The organism is Brevundimonas sp. (assembly GCF_046295075.1).
Lineage (GTDB): Bacteria > Pseudomonadota > Alphaproteobacteria > Caulobacterales > Caulobacteraceae > Brevundimonas.
Genome location: NZ_JBKBOC010000004.1, coordinates 175,797 through 198,996, shown reverse-complemented (window position 1 = coordinate 198,996; position 23,200 = coordinate 175,797). Strand labels below are relative to the sequence as shown.

At 66.3% G+C, this 23,200-nt stretch carries 20 protein-coding genes and 1 pseudogene; 11 read left to right on the top strand and 10 right to left on the bottom strand.

Features of this window, described 5'->3' with window-relative positions; genetic code table 11:
* Positions 1-57 precede the first annotated feature (57 nt).
* The gene (locus tag ACK4MH_RS05625) at positions 58-600 is read left to right on the top strand and encodes a hypothetical protein (protein ID WP_409715898.1); all 543 of its coding nucleotides are present in this window, start codon (positions 58-60) and stop codon (positions 598-600) included.
* Here the strand turns inward: ACK4MH_RS05625 and ychF are convergent.
* From ychF to ACK4MH_RS05585, 8 genes are all read right to left on the bottom strand, one after another.
* Complete coding sequence (gene ychF / locus ACK4MH_RS05620) at positions 593-1,687, bottom strand: redox-regulated ATPase YchF (protein ID WP_135195140.1); 1,095 nt, start codon at positions 1,685-1,687, stop codon at positions 593-595. The genes ACK4MH_RS05625 and ychF overlap by 8 nt on opposite strands.
* 70 nt (positions 1,688-1,757) lie before the next feature.
* Positions 1,758-2,255: a copper chaperone PCu(A)C gene (locus ACK4MH_RS05615; protein WP_409715895.1), complete on the bottom strand. Its 498-nt coding sequence runs from the start codon at positions 2,253-2,255 to the stop codon at positions 1,758-1,760.
* A 13-nt stretch (positions 2,256-2,268) separates the two neighbouring features.
* On the bottom strand, positions 2,269-3,612 hold the full coding sequence (locus tag ACK4MH_RS05610) for a PepSY-associated TM helix domain-containing protein (RefSeq protein ID WP_409715892.1): 1,344 nt from the start codon (positions 3,610-3,612) through the stop codon (positions 2,269-2,271).
* Positions 3,602-5,671, bottom strand: coding sequence for a TonB-dependent receptor family protein (locus ACK4MH_RS05605; protein WP_409715889.1), 2,070 nt, complete (start codon positions 5,669-5,671; stop codon positions 3,602-3,604). Before ACK4MH_RS05605 ends, ACK4MH_RS05610 begins: the two co-directional genes overlap by 11 nt.
* A gap of 67 nt (positions 5,672-5,738) precedes the next feature.
* Entirely contained in the window at positions 5,739-6,125 is a 387-nt protein-coding gene (locus ACK4MH_RS05600) for a hypothetical protein (RefSeq protein ID WP_409715886.1), read from the bottom strand.
* Between the two features lie 49 nt (positions 6,126-6,174).
* Entirely contained in the window at positions 6,175-6,795 is a 621-nt protein-coding gene (gene pth / locus ACK4MH_RS05595; RefSeq protein WP_409715883.1) for an aminoacyl-tRNA hydrolase, read from the bottom strand.
* 87 nt (positions 6,796-6,882) lie between these two features.
* Entirely contained in the window at positions 6,883-7,524 is a 642-nt protein-coding gene (locus ACK4MH_RS05590; RefSeq protein ID WP_409715880.1) for a 50S ribosomal protein L25/general stress protein Ctc, read from the bottom strand.
* Between the two features lie 133 nt (positions 7,525-7,657).
* Positions 7,658-9,946 carry an ATP-binding protein gene (locus ACK4MH_RS05585; RefSeq protein ID WP_409715877.1) on the bottom strand — a complete coding sequence of 763 codons (2,289 nt, stop codon included), beginning with the start codon at positions 9,944-9,946 and terminating at the stop codon, positions 7,658-7,660.
* Positions 9,947-10,092: 146 nt separating this feature from the next.
* Here ACK4MH_RS05585 and ACK4MH_RS05580 point away from each other — a divergent pair, with 146 nt between their 5' ends.
* The 6 genes from ACK4MH_RS05580 (at position 10,093) to phoB (ending at position 16,755) form a co-directional block, all read left to right on the top strand.
* Positions 10,093-11,490, top strand: coding sequence for an ATP-binding protein (locus ACK4MH_RS05580; protein ID WP_409715874.1), 1,398 nt, complete (start codon positions 10,093-10,095; stop codon positions 11,488-11,490).
* 139 nt (positions 11,491-11,629) lie between these two features.
* The gene (gene pstC / locus ACK4MH_RS05575; protein WP_409715872.1) at positions 11,630-13,060 is read left to right on the top strand and encodes a phosphate ABC transporter permease subunit PstC; all 1,431 of its coding nucleotides are present in this window, start codon (positions 11,630-11,632) and stop codon (positions 13,058-13,060) included.
* Entirely contained in the window at positions 13,053-14,357 is a 1,305-nt protein-coding gene (pstA, locus tag ACK4MH_RS05570) for a phosphate ABC transporter permease PstA (RefSeq protein WP_409715869.1), read from the top strand. Before pstC ends, pstA begins: the two co-directional genes overlap by 8 nt.
* Before the next feature lie 4 nt (positions 14,358-14,361).
* Positions 14,362-15,312 (top strand): phosphate ABC transporter ATP-binding protein PstB, encoded by a 951-nt coding sequence (gene pstB, locus ACK4MH_RS05565; RefSeq protein WP_409715866.1) that lies wholly within the window; start codon positions 14,362-14,364, stop codon positions 15,310-15,312.
* Positions 15,313-15,316: 4 nt separating this feature from the next.
* Entirely contained in the window at positions 15,317-16,042 is a 726-nt protein-coding gene (gene phoU / locus ACK4MH_RS05560; RefSeq protein ID WP_346496427.1) for a phosphate signaling complex protein PhoU, read from the top strand.
* Positions 16,043-16,062: 20 nt separating this feature from the next.
* Positions 16,063-16,755 carry a phosphate regulon transcriptional regulator PhoB gene (phoB, locus tag ACK4MH_RS05555; RefSeq protein WP_135195153.1) on the top strand — a complete coding sequence of 231 codons (693 nt, stop codon included), beginning with the start codon at positions 16,063-16,065 and terminating at the stop codon, positions 16,753-16,755.
* A gap of 37 nt (positions 16,756-16,792) precedes the next feature.
* On the opposite strand, the gene ACK4MH_RS05550 is transcribed toward phoB, so the two are convergent.
* Positions 16,793-17,716 carry an Hsp33 family molecular chaperone gene (locus tag ACK4MH_RS05550; RefSeq protein ID WP_409715862.1) on the bottom strand — a complete coding sequence of 308 codons (924 nt, stop codon included), beginning with the start codon at positions 17,714-17,716 and terminating at the stop codon, positions 16,793-16,795.
* Between the two features lie 237 nt (positions 17,717-17,953).
* Between ACK4MH_RS05550 and ACK4MH_RS05545 the strand changes: the two genes are divergently transcribed.
* From ACK4MH_RS05545 to ACK4MH_RS05530, 4 genes and pseudogenes are all read left to right on the top strand, one after another.
* The gene (locus ACK4MH_RS05545; RefSeq protein ID WP_409715859.1) at positions 17,954-18,493 is read left to right on the top strand and encodes a hypothetical protein; all 540 of its coding nucleotides are present in this window, start codon (positions 17,954-17,956) and stop codon (positions 18,491-18,493) included.
* Positions 18,494-18,614: 121 nt separating this feature from the next.
* A pseudogene (locus tag ACK4MH_RS05540) lies at positions 18,615-19,142 on the top strand (HAD-IB family phosphatase); the annotation flags it as partial.
* Between the two features lie 135 nt (positions 19,143-19,277).
* On the top strand, positions 19,278-20,507 hold the full coding sequence (gene serA / locus ACK4MH_RS05535) for a phosphoglycerate dehydrogenase (RefSeq protein ID WP_409715938.1): 1,230 nt from the start codon (positions 19,278-19,280) through the stop codon (positions 20,505-20,507).
* Positions 20,508-20,617: 110 nt separating this feature from the next.
* On the top strand, positions 20,618-22,435 hold the full coding sequence (locus tag ACK4MH_RS05530; protein WP_409715856.1) for an autotransporter domain-containing protein: 1,818 nt from the start codon (positions 20,618-20,620) through the stop codon (positions 22,433-22,435).
* Between the two features lie 22 nt (positions 22,436-22,457).
* On the opposite strand, the gene ACK4MH_RS05525 is transcribed toward ACK4MH_RS05530, so the two are convergent.
* Positions 22,458-23,021 (bottom strand): GGDEF domain-containing protein, encoded by a 564-nt coding sequence (locus ACK4MH_RS05525; RefSeq protein WP_409715853.1) that lies wholly within the window; start codon positions 23,019-23,021, stop codon positions 22,458-22,460.
* Between the last annotated feature and the right edge of the window lie 179 nt (positions 23,022-23,200).

Here is a 23,200-nt window from a genome sequence, read left to right as displayed (position 1 = left end):
GAATCAACCGCAATGGCAGTGAGGATTTGAACCCAACCTTGGCAGTGACGTTGTGGCGTGATGAAAACAGCCCTGTTCCCGATGGCGGCCGCCATCGCCGCCTTGGCCGCCTGCGGCGATCAGCAGGTCAATCCACCCAACGAGCCGGCCGCGCCGCTGCGCACGCCGGACGCCATGCAGCAGGTCGAGCCGCCGGGTCCGTCTTCGTTGGCTATGCGTGGGCCGCGCAGTTTCGTGGGGGTGTGGGCGGCCAATCCGCAATGGTGCGCCCGGCCTCAAGGCGAGCGCAGCCCGATCACCCTGACGCCGCTGCGGTTCGACGCCTATGGGCACAACTGCGACATCGCCAGCATCGACGAGACGGGCTCGGGCTATGTCGCGGCCTTGCGGTGCGCGACCCAGGACCAGACCAAGACCGAGCGCGTGCATATGAGCACGACCGGCGACGTGATGAACCTGACCTACATCGACCGGGACATGACGACGGTGAAACTGGCGCGCTGCCCCGGCTCGCCGCGTGCGCCCGATCCCGCCAATCCGCTGGAAAAGATGATGAAGAAGGACGGGGCCGAGACCCCGCCCGCCGCGCCGCCTAGTTGAACAGGAAGTTCATCACGTCGCCGTCCTTGACGACATAGGTCTTGCCTTCGGCGCGCAGCTTGCCGGCCTCGCGGGCCTTGGCCTCGCCGCGCAGGGCGACGAAATCGTCATAGGCGATGGTTTCAGCGCGGATGAAGCCCTTCTCGAAGTCGGTGTGGATCACGCCGGCCGCCTGGGGGCCGGTGGCGCCGACGGGGATGGTCCAGGCGCGGGCTTCCTTGGGGCCGACCGTGAAATAGGTCTGCAGGCCCAGCAGCTTGTAGGCCTCGCGGATCAGGCGGTTCAGGCCGGGTTCTTCGAGGCCCAGGGTTTCCAGGAACTCCTTCTGCTCCTCGTCGTCCAGCACGGCGATCTCGGATTCGATCTGGGCCGAGATGACGACCGAATTGGCGTTGTCCTGGGCGGCGCGCGCCGCGACCTTGTCGGACAGGTCGTTGCCCTTGTCGGCCGAACCTTCCTCGACGTTGGAGACATAGAGGGCGGGCAGAGCGGTCAGCAGCTGCAGCATGTGCCAGGCCTTGGCGTCCTCCTTGGACACCTCGGCGGTGCGGGCAGGCTTGCCGGCGTTCAACTGGGCCAGGGCCAGGTCGACCAGTTTCAGGGTCAGGCCGGATTCCTTGTCGCCGCCCTTGGCGCGTTTTTCTAGCTGAGGCCGACGGCGTTCCAGGCTCTCCATGTCGGCCAGCATCAGTTCGGTCTCGATGATCTCCAGATCGGCGATCGGATCGATGCGGTCCTCGACGTGGGTGATGTCGTCATCGACGAAGCAACGGGCCACGAAGGCCACGGCGTCGCAGTCGCGGATATTGGCCAGGAACTGGTTGCCCAGGCCCTCGCCCTTGGACGCGCCGCGCACCAGGCCGGCGATGTCCACGAAAGTAATGCGCGAAGGGATGATCTCTTTGGACCCGGCGATCTCGGCCAGGGCTTCCAGACGCGGCTCCGGCACCGCCACGTCGCCGGTGTTCGGCTCGATGGTGCAGAACGGGTAGTTGGCCGCCTGGGCCGCCGCCGTCTTGGTCAGGGCGTTGAACAGGGTGGACTTGCCGACGTTGGGCAGGCCGACGATCGCGACTTTAAGAGCCATGGTATTCCTCGTGAGGCGCGAGCCTTTAGCGGGTTCCGACCCGTTTGTCAGGCTCGCGCTTCAACTGAGGTCAATGTGCGCCGTGATCCATGCCCGCCATGGCCGGCTGACGCACTTGCGCCTGCACCGTGATCGACGGAGCCGAGGCGAACTGGAAGGTCAGAGGCACGGTTTCGCCTGCGACCAGCGGGGCGGTCAATTCGATCAGCATCAGGTGGTTTCCGCCGGGCGCCAAGGCTACGGCCTGACCGGCTGGCAAAGGCAGACCCGCCGTCAGTTTGGCCATCTTCATCATGCCGTTCTCGGTCTTCATCTCATGCACTTGAAGCGACCCGGCGCGGGTCGTCGAGCCGCCGGTCAGCCGATCGTCCGTCGCTGCGGTCAGGGTGACATAGCAGCCCCCGGCCTTGGCCCCGTTCGGCGAGGGGCGGCACCAGGCGTCGGTCGCGGTCACGGCGGCGGCCGTCGTCGGGCCGGATGTCTCGGCCGCCGGAGCCTTGGTCGGCTCGGATGGATTGCAGGCCGCCAGCGATAGGGCGACGGCGGCGAGAGCGATTTTGATTTTCATGACGTCGGGTCTTTCACGAGGCGGCGGAACGGAGTCGGATCATCGGTCGTACGGCTCGATCGAGCAACACGGCCGCGACCAGGCTCAGTCCCGTCAGAGGATAGAGGATGGCGAGGGGAAGGACGATGCCCAGGACAGCGGCGCGAACGCGCGGTCCTGGCGGGGCAGGCGGCGCACCCAGGCGGCGGCGCGACAGGTTCGGCGGACGGCGCTTCCACCACATGACCAGGCCGCTGATCGCCAGCAGCCAGACGCCGATACAGCCCAGCAGCATGACGATCCGGTTGGCCTGTCCGAACTGCGTGCCCTGGTGGGTGTAGATGCCCAGTTCGATGGCTTTCGCGCCCGCGCCGAACTGATCGTAGCCGATGTCGCCGAGCAGCCGCCCGGACGCGGCGTCGATATAGAGCGAGCGGCTGTCCTGCACGCGGCGGGCCTGGGTCGTGACCGTATAGGCCGTGCCCTCAACCGCAGGGATGTTGACGGCATAGGGGCGCGCCAGACCGGCCTGATCCGCCATGTGCAGCACCTGCGCCAGACCGCCATGGCCGGCGTGGTCGTGCGTCATCACCATGCCCTCCATGGTCCAGCCGGCGCCGATCGGTGCGTCATGGTGCTGGGCGCGTTGCCAGGCGCCGGCGACGGGGGCGGGCGGTCGTCCCAGCCCCGTCTCCTTGATCAGGCCCATGACCCGGTCGCCCCAGACCGCCGACCAGGGCATGCCCGTGACCGCCAGGAACAGGACGACACCCCCCACATAGACTCCGGTCAGCGCATGCAGATCGCGCCAGAACGGCCGACGACGGCTGTCGGCCGTCTTGGGCGTGAAGGTCGCGACGGCTCGCCCGCGCGGCCACCACAGATAAAGACCCGTGGCGAACAGGATGATGGTCCAGCCGGCGACGATTTCGACCAGAATGTTGAACGGCCGACCCAACAGCGTCAGGCTGTGGGTCTTCTTGACCAGTTCCATGACGCCCCCGGCGGGTATGACGCCCGTCGCGCGCCCGGTGTAGGGATCGACGAAAACGGTCTTCTGCACCCCATCTGGGCGATCCACGCGAAGCCTGACGGCCTGATCGGCGCCGACAGGCAGGACCAGATTGGCGACCCGTCCGCCGCCGGCGGCTGCGGACGCATTGGCCAGCCAGCTTTCGGGCGCGGCCTGAGATTGGGTCGCCGGCACACGGATCATGTCGCGATACAGAAACCCATCGATTTCGTCCTTGAACAGATACAGCCCGCCGGTCAGCGCCAGCAGCATCAGCACCGGCATGACGAACACGCCTGCGTAGAAGTGCCAGCGCCAGACGGCGCGGTAGGGACCGGACAGGTCGCCCGTTGGCTCAGAACGCATAGCGAACTCCCACATAGGCCGAGCGTCCCTCGCCGGGCACGAACACAGCCGTCGGGGCGACCCGCGCATCCGTCACGGCGTTGACGGAGGAGATGTAGTTTTCGCCTGTCAGATTTCGTGCATCCAGGAACAGGGACACGCCATTGTCGAACCCCCAGCCCGCATTCAACGACACGATGGCGTAGTCCGGGGCCGTCAGGGTGTTGGCATAGTCCACCAGGCCATCCGACGGCGACCACTCCACGCTGGGCGCGACGAACCATCCGGCAGGATGGGCGTATTTCAGTTCGGCCCGGTACAGATGTTCGGGCACGACCGGCAGGCGATTGTCGCCGTAAGTCCGATCACCGTCGAAGACGAAGTCGGACCAGGCGTAGGTCTGTCGCAGCGTCAACCGGCCGTGCGGGCCGGCCATGATCCGCCAGTCCAATCCGGCTTCGATTCCCTGGTGAACCGTGTCGCCCGCATTGAATGTGGAGGCGGGAATGTCCGGGCTGACGATGAAGTTCAACAGTTCGCCGGTGATCTCGGCGCGATAGGCTGACAGATCGAAGGTGAAGGGACCGCGACGTCCTCGGGCGCCGATTTCGGCGGTCCAGGCATCCTGAATATCGACATCGACGAAGCGCGGTATCGCGCCTTGAACCAGCGCGTTATAGCCGGGCGCCTCCACCGAACGCGTCAGGTTGGCATAGACCTGCGTTCCCGTCTCGTCTTCCCAAAGCAGACCGATGCGCGGCGAGAACCAGTCGAAGGTCACGTCCGCATTGTTGCTCGGGGCCAGATTGTTGGTGAAATCCCGCTCTGCACGGCCATAGCTGCCGCCCGCGACCAGGGCCAGTCGGTCGGTCACGAACAGGCGGCCCTCCGCGAAGACATCCAGGCCGACGGCGTCCTGAACCGAATCGCCGATCCTGGCGCCGGGTCGTGCTCCGCCCGCCGCCACGAAGGTGAAGGCGTCCGTCGCGCCGCCGCGATAGCTGACGCCGGCATAGGCGTCGGCGCGCAGCCCCATCACCTGTCCGTTCCAGTCCACGCGGCCATAGCCGCCCCATTGCAGGCTGTTCTGGTCGATGACGATGGAGATCGGGTGGTACAGATCCTTGTCCACGACATAGGCCGCGCCCTCGAACATCAGACTGTCGTCGATCCTCCAGCGGCCCAAAACGGTGGTGCGCAGGGACTTCACGTCTCTGGCAAAGGCCAGGGTGCGATTGTTGGCGGGCACGTCTCGCGGGTTGGTCAGGGCCTGTTGCCGCGTCACGGCGGATGACACCGACTGGTCCAGATCATTGCCCTGGACGATCAGGCGCAGCTCGCGGTCCGTGCCGAACGTACGACCCAGGTTCAGGGTCAGGCGTTTGGAGTCCGAGTTTTGATTGTCTCGGAAGCCATCGGAACGGGCGACCGTGGCGGCGGCGTAGACGTCCCACTCGCCCAGATCGCGGGCGATGGCGACGTGGCCGCGTTGCGTGTCGAACGATCCGCCTTCGATGCGGATCAAGTTGCGACTGGCGGCTGTCCGACCGGTGGGGGTCACCACATTGATCGCGCCGCCCAAGGCTGCGCCGCCAAAACGAAGGGCGTTCCCGCCCTTGTACACATCGATATGGCGCGCGATCAGGGGATCGATCTCCTGAAACTCGCCGAACCCGTCGGGCGCGTTGAAGGGCACGCCGTCCTGGGCCAGCAGGACGCCGCGCAGATGGGCGCCGTTGCCGATGCCGGAACCCCGAATCGAAAGCCGGACCTCCTCGCCCCAACGGCGCTTGGCGAAGACGCCGGGCACGCCGCGCAGCGTATCGGCGAAGCTGAGCGCATATCGGTCCTGATAGGTTTCCGACGCCACCACGGCCACGGCGCCGGGGGTGCGCGACAGCAGGGCGCGGGCGTCTGCGACGACGGCGGGGTCTTCGGCGTTGCGACGGCCGGTGACGATGACACTGTCGAGCACGGTGGGCTCAGGGGTTTGCTGGGCGAAGGCGGGACTGGCCCATCCAGCGCTCGTCAGGGCGGCGAGCAGCAGCGCGCACGGCGCTGCGGTGGTCTTGAAAGACATGATGATCCTGAAATCAGAACAAGAAAGACGCGCGGGCGTGAAGGCCGGCGCGGGCTTGAGGTCTGGTTCAGGCCTGGGGTGGTGCGGTGGATGGCGGGCGCGGCGGGGCACGCGCTGGGGGCGGCGGGCTGACGCTGGCGACGACATAGACGACGCGTTCGGCGATACGAACGACCGGGGCCGGTTGCGGCGCGGGTGGACAGGGCAGGGCGGCGGCCAGAGGCATGACGCATGCCGCGCACTTGGCCCCGACGTGTTTGTTGACCGGGCCGTCCATCCCGCCGGACTGGATCGTCTGCGGCCCTTCAGCCGAACAGATGATCAGGGGCTGACCCGGCTTGACTGCCGCGAGGGCCGCGAAGGGCAGCAGGCTTCCAAGCACGAGCGCGAAGACCGCCGCCAAGAAGGCGAGCGATTTCGAGCTCGACCAATTATCGGCCTGGGAACGTATCACGCCTCGCCTCTACGGCGTTTCGCGACGACGGGATAGGCGGCGGTTTGTTCTAAAGCTCGCCGCGCGCCGCCTGACGCGGGCTGAATTTGGGCGCTGGGGCCAGGCGCATGACCTCGCCCTGATAACGCTCGTCGTCGCCGGCCGCCGCGAACGGCAGGGCGTCCGCGCAGGCCTGGAGCATGGCGTCCAGCCACGGCTGTTCGGCCTTGTGGAAGTCGCCCAGGACGTGGGGCATGACCAATTCCTTCTCGCCTGGATGGCCGATGCCCATACGTGCGCGGCGGAAGTCGGCGCCCAGGTGGCTGATCAGCGAACGGACGCCATTCTGGCCCGCTGCGCCGCCGCCAGTCTTCATGCGGAAACGGCCGGGCGCCAGGTCGATCTCGTCGTGGAAGACGATGATCTCGCTGGGTTTGATCTTGTAGAAGCGCGCCGCCTCGCCGACAGCACGGCCGCTTTCGTTCATATAGGTCTGAGGCTTCATCAGCAGCACCTTGACCGGGCCGTCGGCCGTCTCGACCTGGCCTTCGCTGACGATCGACTGGAACTTGGCCCGCTCGGGACCGAACCGCCATCGGCGCGCGATCTCGTCGGCGGCCATGAAGCCGATGTTGTGGCGGTTCTTCTCGTATTTGCCGCCCGGATTGCCGAGCCCAGCGATGATGATCATAGCGTCCTCATGCCGTGTGCGTCGGGCAAAGAAAAGCCCCGCCGCGGCGAACCGGGCGGGGCGCAATCTTCTCGAAGAGCCGAAAGATCAGTCTTCGGTCTTCTCGACCGGAGCGGTTTCGGCAACGGCTGCGTCGGCGGCTTCGTCAGCGGCTTCAGACAGGGCGGCGGACGAGATCTTGATCGTGGCGATCACGAAGTCACGGTCGGTGATGGTGGCTTCCGCGCCCTTGGGCAGCTTGATGTCCGAGATGCGGATGGTGTCACCGATTTCGGCCTTGGTCAGATCGACCACCAGCTCTTCCGGGATCTGGTCGGCGCGGACCAGGATTTCGACGGCGTGACGCACGACTTCCAGCGAACCGCCCTGACGCGAGAAGGGCGCTTCGTCAGCGTTCAGGAAGTGAACCGGCACTTCGATCTTGAGCGGGGCCTTCGCATCGACGCGCATCAAGTCGAAGTGCAGGGGACGGTCCGACACGGGGTCGAACTGGATGTCCTTGGCGATGACCGGCTGGGTCTCTTCACCGTACTTCAGGGTCACCAGGTGGCCCAGCAGCTTGCCGGTGTAGAGGGACTTGCGGAAGTCCTTCTCGTTCACGGAGATGGCGACGGGGGCTTGTTCGCCGCCGTACAGGACGCCCGGCACGAAACCGGCGCGACGCGCGGCGCGAGCGCCGCCGGTGCCGACGCCATCGCGGACGTCCACGTTCAGAATGATCTCGGCCATGTGGCTCGCCTCAACAACAACGGAAACGCCGCGCCAACCCTGGGCTCTCGCGGCGGGGGTGATGAACCCTCGAATTCAAGAGCGCGGGCTATTACACGCATCACGCCCAGGGCGCAACCGTCAAAGGTTCCGCTTAAGCCGCCTGCGCCCGGTCCTTCAGCAGCGAAGCGGGCGTTGCGACGATGCCCAGCAGTTCGGCGGCGTTGAACGGCTTGGCCAGGTGGTGGTCGGCCCCGGCCGCGCGTCCGGCCGCCACATGTTCGGGCATGGCGTTGGCGGTCAGCATGACGATGGGCGTGCGATCCATCCCCATCGTGGCCTCGTGCAGGCGAATCTCTTGCGTGGCCGTCAGCCCGTCCATGACCGGCATCTGCATGTCCATCAGAACAAGGTCGAACGTGTCGGCCCGGAAGGCCTCCAGCGCCTGGACGCCGTTCTCGGCGATCACGATCTGGGCGGAGGTCTGGGCGAGAATCAGTTCGATGACGCGGCGATTGGTCGGATGATCGTCCGCCACCAGCACCCGCACCACGCGCTGATCCTCGTCGGCATAGGTCTCTGCGGCCAGAGGCTCCCGGCTCTTGGGAGCTTCGCATTGCCTCAACGGCAAGGTCAGGATGAAGGCGGCGCCCCCACCCGGCTCGCTTTCGCATCCCAGGTCGCCGCCCATCATTTCCGCCAACTGACGGCAGATGGACAGACCCAGGCCGGAGCCCCCGAACTTGCGCGTGATGCCGCCGTCAGCCTGTTCGAATCGGCTGAACAACCGGCTGCGGGTCGCGGCGTCGAAACCGATGCCGCTGTCCTCGACCGTGAAGCGCAGCACCGGGCGTCTGTCCTGATCCAGGCCGCGCTGGACGATCAGCCCCACGAAGCCCTGGCTGGTGAACTTCACCGCATTGGAAATCAGATTGGTCAGCACCTGTTTCAGGCGCACCGCGTCGCCCAAAACCCAAACGCCGTCTTCCAGATCGATGTCGACGTGGAAGTCCAGGTGCTTCTCGCGGGCGTTCTCGGCATACAGCTGAGCCGCCTCGCGCACCACGGTCGCCAGTTCGAAGGCGTCTTCGGTCAACTCCAGCTTGCCCGATTCGACGCGCGCCAGATCCAGGATGTCGCTGAGCAGGGTCTGCAGCGTCTTGCCCGAGGCCTGCATCAGATCCAGCATCTCGCGCTGCTCCGGCGTCAGTTCGGTCTTGGACAGGGCCTGCGACAGGCCGATCACGCCGTTTAATGGCGTACGAATCTCGTGGCTCATATTGGCCAGGAACTGGCTCTTGGCGACGTTGGCGGCCTCTGCGGCGTCACGGGCCTCGGCCAAGGCCTGGGCGTCGCGTTTCAGGTCGGTGATGTCATTGCAGACGGTCACCGTGCCGCCTTCCGAGGTGCGCCGATCCTGGATGCGTAGCCAGCGACCGCCGGCGATCTGCTGTTCGCCGTTGGACGACAGCTGACGTCGCGCCGCGATACGCTCGTTCAGCCATTCTTCTTCGCGCCCCAGCGCCTCGGCGTAGCGGCCTTCGTCGATCCCGATCCGCAAGGCCTCACGGAAGGGCAGGCCGACGACCAAATGGGGTTCAAGCTCGGGGTTCACCTCGGCATAGCGGGCGTTCCACAGGACCAGCCGATCCTTCGAATCATAGAAGCCCAACCCGTCGGGCATCGCATCGACGGCCTCTCTAATGCGGCGCAGCGCCGTTGCGCGCGACATATAGGCCATGACGCCCAGGGCGGAGGCGACGCCGCAGATCAGCAGCAGGATGGCGCCCAGCAGCACGCGCATGGCTTCAGTGGAAATGCCCTGATCCGTCGAAACGCTGGGGCTAGGCGTGACGGTGATCGCCGCCATGCCGACGAAATGAAGCACGATCACCGTCATCGCGAGGCCGAAAGCAGTAACGACCAGCCTGACAATCCCGCCGCGACGATAGAAGAAGGCGGTCGTGCATCCGACAGCCATGGCGCCGATGATGGAGGCCGCCACCATGCCGGGATCCCAGCCGATATGCGCCGGCGCCCTGATCGCAGCCATGCCGAGATAGTGCATGGCGCCGACGCCCGCGACGGCGATCACGGCGGCCAGGACGCGCCAGATCCGACCCTTGCCCATCATCGTGGAGCCGATCGTCAGGCCGATCATGGCGAGGGCGACGCCCAGCGAAGCCAGTGTCAGAAACAGGTCGTAGCGCACCGGCACGCCGGCGACGAACCCCTGCATGGCCACGAAATGGGTAGCCCATATCGACAGGGCGCCGATCAGCGTCGCCATGAGGACCGCACGTCGGCGTCGAAGAGGGTCGCGCACGCTCATCCGCTGCATGACACGGGTCGAAACGCCCATACCGACCAGGCAAATCAGGGCGGCGAACAGAGTGATCCGCCAGTCGTGATCGCGCGTGATGCAAAAGATGATGCGGTCCACGAGGCTTCTCCTTGAGGATACGCTCGCAGAAAATCCTAAAGAAACCGTGCGGCGAAGCTTGCTCAATCAGCAGGCTGTCGGCGCGCCGTCACAGAATCCGTGCAAGGATCGCAAAACGCGTTCCAGAACGAGGTCGCTCCCACTCCATGCCTTACGAAGTCTCGCCATCGCCCGTCGCGCCGGTTTCCACCTCGCGCCTGTGGACGGTGGGCGCCAGCATCGGCATCGCCATCGTGATCCTGCTGGTCCTGGCGATCCTGCATCCCGAGCTGGCGAACTGGCTGGTCGGCGGGGCCGTGGTCGTGGCGGCTTCGGCCTGGCTTTTGAACGTGTCGGAAACGGCGGCGACGGCTCCGACCGCGAATGACGCCGCCGCGGTGGAGTCTTCCACGGATGTGGTGACGGGCGACCTGCTGGATCGGGTGTTCGAGGCGCTGGACGACCCGGTGCTGGTCGTCAGCGGGGGCGAGCCGGACGATATCGCCGGCCGGCGCATCGTCATGGCCAATGGCGCGGCGCGCGACCTGTTGCGGATTCAGCGTCAGGGCGCCTTGCTGGTTCAGGTCATTCGTGAGCCCGGCGTGCTGGAGGCGGTCGATGAGGCCCTGTTCGGCGGCACGGCCCGCACCACCGACTATGCGACGGGCGGTCAGAGAGATCGGCGCTGGCGGGCCTGGACCCGGCCTCTGTCGGTCGAGACAAGCACGGCGCCGGGGGCGGAACTGGCCCTGCTGATCCTGCGTGACGAGACCGACGCGCGGCGCACCGAGATGATGCGCGTCGATTTCCTGGCCAACGCCAGCCACGAACTGCGCACGCCGCTGGCCTCGCTGAGCGGCTTCATCGAGACGCTGAAGGGTCATGCCCGCGACGACGTCGCCGCGCGCGACCGATTCCTCGACATCATGTCGGCCCAGGCGGATCGGATGGGGCGTCTGGTCGCCGACCTGCTGTCGCTCAGCCGCATCGAACTGAACGAGCATATCCCGCCCTCGGGCCGGGTCGATCTGGACCGCGCCGCCTCCGACGTGGTGGACGCCATCAGCGTGCTGACGCGCGAAAAGGAGATCGTCATCGTCCTGGATCAGGGGGAGGCGAGGGCGTCGATCAGCGGGGATCGCGACGAGATTCTGCAGGTCGTGCAGAACCTGCTCGATAACGCTGTCAAATATTCGTCACGGAGCGGGACGGTCGAGATTTCGGTCCGTTCGGACCTGTCCTTCGACGAGGCCTGGGCCTCGCGCATGCCCGGCGCGACCCGACTGCCGCTGGTCACGCCGGATCGTGCCTCCGGCATCTCCTATGCCGCCGTGACGGTGCGGGATCATGGACCCGGCATGGCGCGAGAACACCTGCCACGCCTGACCGAGCGGTTTTATCGGGTGGAAGGCCAGAAGAGCGGCGAGCGGCAGGGGACCGGCCTGGGGCTCGCGATCGTCAAGCACATCATCAATCGGCACCAGGGCGGCCTGGTCGTCGAAAGCGCGCCGGGCATGGGCGCGGCCTTCACCGCCTGGTTCCCCCAGCCGGTCGAGCGGCGCTAGAGCCGCAGGGACCGTCGCTGTCACCCAACTGTCATCGACCCGTCGTAATCCGCTGAACATTCGCAGGCAGTAGTCGCGCCGCGTTGGTCCCGATGTTCAGGACCCTCGCCGATTCGCGCACGGCGCCTCGGACTTCTGAATGATCTGGATTTATCTGCTGATCCTCATCGCGCTGAGCGCGGCCGCCTTCGTCGGCGGACGCGAGCTTGCGCGTCGTCGCGCGATCGGCGCCAAACCCCATTCCCGCCCCGGCCAGCACGGCGCCTACGCCCTGATCTGGGTCGCTGCGCCCGCCCTGCTGGTTCTGATCCTGGCCTCGGTCTTCTCTGCGCCGTTGCAGCGCCAGCTGACCGCCGTCGGCACGCCTGATGCCGTCGCCGCTCTGGAACACTTCCGCCGCGACGCCTTCTTCGCCGATGCCCACCGCGTCGGTCGTGGCGAGCCTGCCCTGCAGATCTGGGAGCGCCCGCTGGCCGAACATCTGCCGGTCGAGGCGCGCCGAATGGTCCGCATCGAGCGCACCCTGTCCTGGGGCGGCGGGATCGCCGCCATCCTGGCCGCCATCCTGGGCGGCCTGTTCGCCCTGACCCAGATCAAGCCCCAGACCCGCGCCCGCAACCGGGTCGAGGGCTGGATCTACGGCGCCCTGTTCGTTTGCTCGGCCATCGCCGTCCTGACGACCCTGGGCATCATTGCCTCCCTGGCCTTCGACAGCTTCCGCTTCTTCCAGACGGTGCCGATCCTCGACTTCCTGTTCGGCACGCAATGGAGCCCCCAGATCGCCATCCGCGCCGACCAGGTCGGTTCGACCGGCGCCTTCGGGGCCGTGCCCCTGTTCGCGGGCACCCTGCTGATCATGCTGATCGCCATGTGCGTCGCCGCGCCCATCGGCCTGTTTTCGGCCATCTATCTGTCCGAATACGCCAACCGCACGACCCGCGCGGTGATCAAGCCGCTGCTTGAGATTCTCGCCGGCGTGCCGACCGTCGTCTACGGCTTCTTCGCCGCCCTGACCGTGGGGCCGCTGCTGAGGGTCTTCTTCAACGAGATCGGCCTGTTCCTGATCGGCGGACCGCTGGACGGACTGGGCCAGTATCTCGCGCTGGTTCAGAATCAGATGGCCCTGACGGCCGGCGCGGTGATGGGCATCATGCTTATCCCGTTCGTGTCGTCGCTGTCCGACGACATCTTGAACGCCGTGCCTCAGTCTCTGCGCGACGGCTCGTTCGCCATGGGCGCCACCAAGTCCGAGACGGTGAAGCGGGTTCTGCTGCCCGCCGCCTTGCCGGGCATCGCCGGCGCCCTGCTGCTGGCCGTGTCGCGGGCCATTGGCGAGACCATGATCGTGACCATGGCCGCAGGCCTGGCCGCCAACCTGACCTTCAATCCTCTCGACACCGTGACGACCGTCACCGTGCAGATCGTGACACTTCTGACCGGCGACCAGGAGTTCAACAGCGCCAAGACCCTGTCGGCCTTCGGCTTGGGCCTGACCCTGTTCCTGGTGACCCTGGTGCTGAACATCATCGCTCACCGGATCGTCCAGACCTATCGGGAACAATATGACTGACGCGACCCCCGATCGGATCGACGGCGTGGCCGCCAAGGGGCGGCTGGATCGTCTGCGTGCGGGCCTGAAGCGTCGCCACGCCAAGGAAACCCGCTTCAAATGGTATGGCCGTCTGGCCATCGCCGCCGCCATGCTGTTCCTGGCGGTCCTCCTGGTCCGCATCGTCGAACAGGGCCACACCGCCTTCTATACCCATACCGTGACGGTGCCGGTCTATATGGACCCGGCGCGCGTCGATCGCGCCTATCCCCAGGGCTCCAACTTCGAACAGTTGGCCGCCGAGCAGCAACTGGTCCGCATGGGCATCCAGGACGATGCGGCTGGCACCAGGGCTGCACAGATGAAGCGGCTGTTTTCGTCGGAACTGAAGTTCGTGGCCGCCGATCTGGTCTCCAAGCGCAGCGAGGTCATCGGCGAGACCGTGCCCCTGGCCGTGCCCCTGTCCGACGACGCCGACCTGTATCTGAAGGGCGAAATCTCCAGAGATACGCCCGAGGATCAACGCCGCCTGACTGACCAGCAGATCGCCTGGCTGGACCGGATGCAGACCGAGGGTGTCATCGGCTCGCACTTCAATACCGCCCTGTTCACAAACGGAGACTCGACCCAGCCGGAGCTGGCGGGCGTGCTGGGCGCCGTGGTTGGCTCGGCGCTGATGCTGATGGTCACGGCCTTGATCGCCATTCCGCTGGGCGTCGGCGCCGCCATCTGGCTGGAAGAGTTCGCGCCCAAGAACAAGTTGACCGACATCATCGAGGTCAACATCAACAACCTCGCGGCCGTGCCGTCGATCGTCTACGGCCTCTTGGGTCTGGCCCTGTTCATCAACTGGATGCACCTGCCGCGCGCCAGTCCGATCGTCGGCGGTCTGGTCCTGGCCCTGATGGCGCTGCCGACCCTGGTCATCGCCACACGCTCGGCCCTGAAGGCGGTGCCGCCGTCGATCCGCGAGGCCGCCCTGGCCATGGGCGCGTCCAAGACGCAGACGGTGTTCAGCCATGTCCTGCCGCTGGCCATGCCCGGCGTCATGACCGGCGCCATCATCTCCATGGCCCACGCCCTGGGTGAGACCGCACCGCTGCTGCTGATCGGCATGGTCAGCTTCGTGCCCGGCGTGCCGGCGGCCATAGACCAGCCGGTCGGGGCGCTGCCTTCGCTGATCTACATCTGGGAGAACGCCTCGGAGCGGGCGTTCCACGAACGCACCGCCGCGGCGATCATCGTCCTGCTGGTCTTCATGATCATCATGAACGCGGCGGCCATCATCCTGAGGCGGCGCTTCGAGCGCCGGTGGTAAGAGAATGAAATTCCGTATTTTCCGCTCCGCCGAAGACCAGTCCGGCGCCGGCCCGGTCGATCCGACCGAGACCCCGCGCATGGGCGGCCAAGTCCTGCCCGAAGTCACGCCGTCCAAAGCCCGCGCTGCCGCCGAGCCGCGTCTCGAAGACGCAACGCCCGTGTCGAACGCCACCGTCGTGGACAGCCCGCCGGTCGGCCCGATCAAGATCGCCGCGCGCGACGTGTCTGTCTTCTATGAAGGCAAGCAGGCGCTGTACGACGTTTCGCTGGATATCCCGGACAAGACCGTCACGGCCTTGATCGGGCCGTCGGGTTGCGGCAAGTCGACCTTCCTGCGGACGATGAACCGCATGAACGACACCATCGCCGGAGCCAAGGTCACCGGTCGGATCGCGATGGACGACGAGGACATCAACGACCGCTCCATCGACCCTGTGCTGCTGCGCGCCCGCGTCGGCATGGTGTTCCAGCGTCCAAACCCTTTCCCCAAGTCGATCTACGAGAACGTCGCCTACGGACCCAAGATCCACGGCCTGGTCTCGTCCAAGGCCGAGATGGACGACGTGGTCGAAAAGGCCCTGAAGCGCGCCGGTCTGTGGGAAGAGGTCGCCGACCGCCTGCAGTCGTCGGCTATGGGTCTGTCAGGCGGTCAGCAACAGCGTCTGGTCATCGCCCGCGCCATCGCCGTGAACCCCGAAGTGATCCTGATGGACGAGCCTTGCTCGGCCCTGGATCCCATCGCCACGGCGCGGATCGAGGAACTGATCGACGAACTGCGCGAGCGGTTCTGCATCGTCATCGTCACTCACTCGATGGCTCAGGCCGCGCGGGTGTCGCAACGCACCGCCTTCTTCCACATGGGCCGTCTGGTCGAGACCGGGGATACGGAAGACATCTTCCAGAATCCCCGCGAACGGCGCACGCTCGACTACATCACGGGACGCTTCGGCTAATCCGATGAACCAGCACACGGTCAAGGCCTACGGCGACGAGTTGAACCAGATCACGGCGGAGGTCGCCCGCATGGGCGGGCTCGCCGAGGCCCAGGTGGCTGACGCCATCGATTCCGTCGCCCGGCGCGACATCGCCCTGGCGCGCGCTGTCGTGGAACGCGACCTGAAGCTCGACGCCCTGCATCGCGACATCGAGAAGAAGGCCATTCGCCTGATCGCCCTGCGCCAGCCGGTGGCCAGCGACCTTCGTCGCACCTTGGGCGCCATGAAGATCGCCACCGATCTGGAGCGCACCGGCGACCTGGCCAAGAACATCGCCAAGCGCGCGCTGATCCTGGCCGAGGGCGAACCGATGCAGCCCCTGACCCGCTCGATCGAGCGGATGGGCCGGTTGGTCTCGACCCGTTTGCGCGACGTGCTGGACGCCTACACCGCGTCGGAACTGGATCGCGCTGTCGCCGTCTGGCAGACCGACGACGAGGTGGACGAGCACTACAACGCCCTTTTCCGCGAACTGCTGACCTACATGATGGGCGATCCGCGCACGATCGGCGCCTGCACCCATCTGCTGTTCATGGCCAAGAACCTGGAACGGATCGGCGACCACGCGACAAATATCGCCGAGACCGTCCACTACGAGATCACGGGCGAAGACATCGTTGGCGAACGCCCGCGCGCTCAGCCCACGGCCGAGGACTCCGATCCGACGCCGAACCTTTCGACGCACTGAGCCGAGACCGGAGACACGACGTGCAGCCTTATATCCTTGTGATGGAAGACGAGGACGCGCTGGCGACCCTTCTTCAGTACAACCTCGAAAAGGAAGGCTACGACGTCGCCGTCGCCGCCGACGGCGAGGAAGGCATGCTCCAGATCGACGAGCGCCTGCCCGACCTGGTCCTGCTGGACTGGATGCTGCCCAAACTGTCGGGCATCGAGGTCTGCCGCCGCATCCGCGGCAAGGCCGAGACCCGCAACCTGCCGATCATCATGCTGACGGCGCGCGGCGAGGAGAGCGACCGGGTTCGGGGCCTGGACACCGGCGCCGACGACTATCTGACCAAGCCCTTCTCGATGGTCGAGTTGATCGCTCGCATCCGCGCCGTCCTGCGTCGCATCCGTCCCGGTCTGGCCGACGACCGTCTGAACCACGGCGACATCATCATCGACCGCGTCTCGCACCGGGTGAAGCGTTCGGGCCAGGAAGTGCACCTCGGCCCGACCGAGTTCCGGCTGCTTGACCACTTCATGCAGCATCCCGGCCGGGTGTTCAGTCGCGAACAGCTTCTGGACGCCGTCTGGGGCTCGGACGTCTATGTCGAAGCCCGCACCGTCGACGTCCACGTCGGCCGCCTGAGGAAGGCCTTGGCCATCGCGGACGAAAGCGCCAACCCGATCCGCACGGTCCGCTCGGCGGGCTATTCGCTGGATCTGGAAGGCTGAGACAAAAAGGGCGGCTCTCGGAGCCGCCCTTTCCAATTCAAATCTGCTCGGCGACTACTTCGTCGGGGTCCAGCGCATAGACCGTGGCGCAGTATTCGCAGGTGACGTGAATCTTGCCGTCATCCTCCAGCATGTCCGTGCGCTCGGCCGGGTCGAAGGAGGCCAAGACCGAGGCGATGCGGCCGCGAGAACAACGACAAACGGCCGTCAGTTCGCGCGCGCCTTCCAGCCGCACGCCGTCCTCGTGGAACAGGCGGAACAGCAGGGTCTCGGGCGAGATGGTCGGGTCGACCAGTTCATCATCGCCCAGGGTGCCGAACAGAGCGCGGGTGCGATCCCAGACTTCTTCCGTGGAGCCGCGTGCGTCGTCGCCGGCGATGATCTGGATCATCGCCCCGCCGGCCCGCCATTGCGAGCCCGTCTCGCTCTGCACCTGACCGACGGCCAGCCGCACCTTGGTCGGCACCTGTTCTGACTGCTGGAAGTAATGCTCGGCCGCCAGCGACAGGCTCTCGCCCTCGATCGGCGTGATCCCCTGGGTGCGTTCGAAGTCGGGGCCGCGGTCCAGCGTCATGATGAAGACGCCCTGGCCCAGCAGCGATCGGGCGCCGGGACGCGCGAACCCGCTGGATGCCTCGGCGACCTCGGCCTCGTCGTAGCGGCAATAGCCGCGCAAGCTGCCGTCGGTGCCATAGTCGGCGACGACATAGCGCACCGGCCCGTCGCCCTGGGCCTGAACCAGCAGCCGACCTTCGAACTTCAGGCTGGAGCCGATCAGGGCCGCCAAGGCGCAGGCTTCGCCCAGCAGGGCGGCGACCGGCTCGGGATAGGCGTGGGCGGCCAGGATTTTGTCGATGGTCGCGCCCAGACGGACCAGACGTCCGCGCACGGGCCAGCCCTCGATCTGGAACGCGGCGGCCAGATCGTCGGAAACGGAGGTGTGAGGCGCGTGATCGGTCACGGCGAGGTCCTTTGGCGACGTCATTTCGGGATCGCGGCTATTTAGGCGCCCGAAGGCCCGATGATAAGGGCCCGATGATAAGGGGTTGTCTGTTCCGGCGCGGGGAGGCGTTCTGCGCGATGATTTGTTCTGCCTAGCCAACACGACGGAACCGTTTCCAGTGCGGTTCGCTCTTTGGGCTCAAGCGGAGCCGTCGCTCTGCCCATCACCACGCCAATCACTGAAGAGGTTCCGCCGATGATCCGCGATATCGATCCGATCGAAGAGATTCGCAAACATCCCGGCATCACCGCCGGCAGCCTTGCCGCCGTCGTTCTGGGCGCGGTCGCGGTCGTCTATCTGACGCAACGTAGCGGGCCGACCCGCTATCAGCGCATCAAGACCCGCATCGACCCGCGCGGATGGGTGGATACGTCGGAACTGCGCGATCGCTTCCATGACGCCGTCGACGCCTTCCGCCACCGGGCCGAAGATGCGGGCGAACGCGCCAGCGAACTGTCGCGCGACGCACGCCATCGCGCCGCCGACGTCGCCTACGATGCGCGCGACCGCGCTGATGAATGGTTCCGTTCCGCCCGCAAGGGCTCGAAGAAGGTATTGAAGAAGCAGGGCAAGACCGCCCGTCGTTATGCCGACGACGCCGGCGCCTATGCTCGCGATCATGCGCGTGAAGGCGGGGCGATTCTGGCCGTCGCCACCATAGCCGCCGCCATCGGCGCAGCCGTGTTGGAAAGCCGTCGTCCTGACAGCCGCGTGCGCCGTATCGTCCGCTTCTGATATTTTCTTGCCGCCCGCCGTGTGAAAATCGCGACGGGCGGCAAGGTTTAAGCGCAACTGAGCCCAATCATCAGCACGGCTTGGCTTTGCCGCAAGCGCGAAGGCCGCTAAGACGCCGCCCATGAGCGCGCGCCCCACACTGATCTTCGACTTCGATTCGACCCTGGTCGATTTCGAGACCCTTGAGGCCTTGGCCGACATCGCCTTGGCCGATGCGCCGGGCGCGGACGAAACACGGGCGCAGATCGCGGCCCTGACCGATCAGGCCATGGCCGGAGAGCTGGAGTTCGGCGAGGCATTGCGCCGCCGCCTGGCTTTGCTTCCTTTGACGCGCGCCCATGTCGCGGCTCTGGCGCAGACGGCATCGGATCATCTGACGGCGTCCGTTCGCCGCAACCTGAATTTCTTCCAGCAGAACAAGGGCAAGGTCGTCATCCTATCTGGCGGCTTCCGCGAGGTGATCGCGCCGGTCGCCGAGGAACTGGGCGTCTCGCCCGACCGCATCCTGTGCAACGATCTGCTCTATGACGCGGACGACCGCGTGATCGGCGTGGACGACACCAATCCCCTGTCGCACGCCAACGGCAAGCCGGCCGCCATTCACGCCCTGAACCTGTCGGGCCGGGTCGTCATGATCGGCGACGGGTGGAATGACGCCGAGGTCAAGATCGCCGGCGCCGCCGACGCCTTCTACGCCTTCACCGAGGTGGTCCGCCGCGCGCCGGTGGTTCAGGTCGCCGACGCCGAGGCCGCATCCCTGGACGAGGTGCTACACGCCGAGGGTCTGGTCGGCCGCTGGTCCTTCCCGCGCAGCCGCATGAAGATGTTGCTGCTGGAAAACATCCACCCCGCCGCCGTCGAACGACTGGAGGAGGCGGGCTATTCGGTAGAGACGCAAAAGGGCGCGCTGGACGAGGATGACCTGATCGCTGCGATCAAGGGCGTCCACGTGCTGGGCATCCGCTCCAAGACCACGGTCAGCCGCCGCGTGTTGGAAGAGGCCGATCGACTGATGGCCGTCGCCGCCTTCTGCATCGGCACCAACCAGATCGATCTGGACGCGGCGTCCGACCACGGGGTGGCGGTGTTCAATGCCCCCTATTCGAACACCCGCTCGGTCGTCGAACTGGCCATCGGTTTGATGATCGTGCTGATGCGCGACGTGGCGGACAAGTCGGCGGCCATGCATGTCGGCAAATGGAACAAGTCCGCGACCGGCTCCAAGGAGCTGCGCGGCAAGACATTAGGCATCGTCGGTTACGGCGCCATCGGCAGCCAGTTGTCGGTGCTGGCCGAGAACCTGGGCATGCGGGTGCTTTTCTATGACCTGTCGGAACGGCTGGCCCTGGGCAATGCGCGCCGGATGCGTTCGCTGGACGCCCTGCTAGGCGAAAGCGACGTGGTCACCCTGCATGTCGATGGTCGCAAGGAGAACGCCAACATCTTCGGCGCGGCTCAGTTCGCCAGGATGAAGGAAGGCGCGCTGTTCCTGAACCTGTCGCGCGGCCATGTGGTCGATGTCGGCGCCCTGTCCCAGGCCATGGGCTCGGGCCGTGTCGCCGGGGCCGCCGTGGACGTCTTCCCGGAAGAACCCCGCACCAACGCCGATCCGTTCGAAAGCCCGTTGCAGGGCCTGCCCAACATGATCCTGACGCCCCACATCGGCGGCTCGACCGAAGAGGCGCAGGAAGCCATCGCCGAGTTCGCGGCCGAGCGGCTGCTGGGCTATCTCAATCGCGGCGACACCACCTTCAGCGTGAACCTGCCGAACGTGCAGTTGGCCGAGGTGTCCGGCACGCACCGCATCCTGCACATCCACAGGAACCAGCCGGGCGTCCTGGCCGAGCTGAACCGCGCGTTGGCGTCGGCGGGTCTGAATATTCTGGGACAACACCTGAAGACGGACGAGCGCACCGGCTATGTCATCACCGACGTGGATCGCGACTACGATCCCGAAGCCTTGCGCGAACTCAAGACCGTGCCGGGCACGTTGAAGTTCCGCACTTTGCAGTAGGCGTTCGATTTTCCTCCGAAGGCTGACGTTGCGGCATCTTGCGCTCTGCGCCAACTGGCGCATCCTGTCCTCCAACGGCCGCGAACCATGACGGCTGCGGGAGGATTCATATGTCACGCTATCTCACCGGCGGCGCCGTCGCCGCCCCATGCGCTGCGATTTTGGCGCTCGCCGCCTGCGCCTTTGCAGGCTCGGCCTCGGCCCAGACCTACAACCGTCTCGTCGTCTTCGGCGACAGCCTCAGCGACAACGGCAACCTGTTCCTGATCTCAGGCGGGACCCAGCCGCCGTCGCCGCCTTATGCCCGTCGGTTCTCGAATGGACCGACGTTTGTGGAGCTGCTGGGCTTCAACGCCGCAAACTTCAACGGCTCGGTGACGGGCAGCATCAACTACGCCTTCGGCGGGTCTCGCACGGACGCCACGGCCGGCGTGCCGTTCGGCATGCTGAACCAGCTGTCGCGTTACACCGCAGCGGGGGGCCTGTTCAGCTCGACGGACCTGGTCAGCGTCCTGGGCGGCGCAAACGACATCTTCCAGGGGCTGCCGGCCGCCGGCGCCTCGGCCAGCCCAGTCGCCGCCATCACGCCTGTGGCGACCACGGCCGCCGCCAACATCAACAGCCTTGTGAACACCGTGGCGGGCGCGGGCGCGGGGACGGTCCTGGTCACCAACCTGCCCAAGCTCAGCCTGACGCCTCAGTTCCGCGGCACGACCGCGGCGCCTTTGGCCGACTATGCGGTGACCACTTTCAATACGGCGCTTCAGACCAACCTGACGGCCACGGCCGCCGCGCGCCCGGGCAGCAACATCATCATGATGGACCTGTTCAAGGTTAGCGATACCCTGGCCGCCAATCCGGGCCAGTTCGGCATCACCAACATCACCCAGCCCTGCTTCAACGGGGTCACGGTGTGCTCGAATCCGGACAGCTATTTCTACTTCGACGGCGTCCACCCGACCGCGGCGGGGCATAGGATCATCGCCCAACTGGCGACCGACTATCTCTACTACGGCGATATCGGCGCCCAATCGACCTTGCAGGGCGAGACGACCTATCGTCACCGCGAGGATGCGCTGGACGCCGCCAGCGAAGCTCTGTCGGGCCGCGAGGCTTGGGAGGCTGGGGTGTCGATCACCACGGCGGCCCTAATCGACAGCGTCGATACCGATGCGCGCGGCTCTGTCACCGAATCGTCCAGCGATGGCTGGGGCGGGCGGATAGCGCTGGAGGCCGGACCTTCGGCCAACTGGCGTTTCGGCCTGGCCGGCACGGCTCGCAATACCGACGTCGAGAGCCAGGCGCTGAACTTCAACGTCGAAAGCTTTGGTCTGGACGTTTATGGCGGGTGGCGCTCGGGCGATGTCTTCGTCAACGCCGCCGTTGGCGTGGCGCGCGACAATATCGACCACATCGAACGCCTGACCAGCCTGGCGCCCATCGTCCATACGGCCGAGACACGAGCGCTCAGCACCGGCGCGCGCTTGCAGGGCGGCATGTGGTTCGACATGGGCGGCATCGCCCTGTCGCCCCGTGCGGCCCTGGCCTACGTCGCCAGCGACGTGGACGGCTATTACGAGCAGGGCGTCGCGGCCCAGTATCAGTATGGCGACCGCACGGTGAAGGCCCTGACCGGCGAGGTCGCCCTGCGCGCCGAAGGCGAAATGGGCCGGTTCGGCGTGTTCGCCGAGGGCGGCTATCGTGACGCCGTGGACGACAGTTCCGATCCGGTCCGCGTCGGCATCTTCAACAACCCGGCCCAGGTGTTGTCGCGCGAGATCGACGATCCGTTCGGCGGTCAGTTCCTGGCGTCTGCGGGCGTCGAGGGCGCGATCGGGCCGGTCAAGGTGACGGTGGCCTATCGCGGCCGCTTCGGCGACCATGCCGACAGTCACATGGGCGGCATTCAACTGAGGTTGCCACTTTAAGCGGCGGGGGCGGGGAGGGGCCTCAGCGCCCCTTCTTGCGCACCCACATGGCGGCGTCGGCCTCGGTCAGCCAGGCCTCGGCGTCGGTATGGCCGTCCCAGGCGCGCACGCCGAACGAACCGCCCAGTTCGGTCTTTTGCCCGTCCCAGATGAAGCCCTCGGTCTTCAAGGCCTCGGACAGCTGCCGCGCCTTGGCCCGGCCCTCTTCGTAGCCCGCGTGCAGCATCAGCAGCGCGAACTCGTCGCCGCCCAACCGGCCCACGGCGTCGGACTCGCGCAGATTGGCCAGAAACAGCTCCGCCACCGCCACCAGGGCCGCATCGCCGGCGGCATGGCCCAGGCGATCGTTGACGCTCTTGAACCCGTCCATGTCCAGATACAGCAGCACCGCTGGCACCCCGTGCCGCTGGCAATAGGCCATTGTCCGTTGAAGCGCCGTGACGAAACCGCGCCGGTTCAGGGCAGGGGTCAATACATCATGGTCGGCGGCGGCCTCTGCGGCGGCGGCGCGCGTTTTCCACGCTTCCAGCTCGACGCGCAAGCGCTCGATCTCGGCGGTCAGGTCGTGTTCGGCCACGTCGGTCACGGCGCAGGGATGGCTCCGATGGCGCGACTCAGTCTGCGTCGCGCGGTCGAACGATGGTAGAGCGTGATCCGCCCACATTGAAGGCCGACAATAAGGGGCTGTGAGGCGTGAAACCGCCCGCGTGCGGTTGCGGGCGTCACCCGCGTGCTGTAACGGGCGCCTTTCCGCGAGGGGCCTTA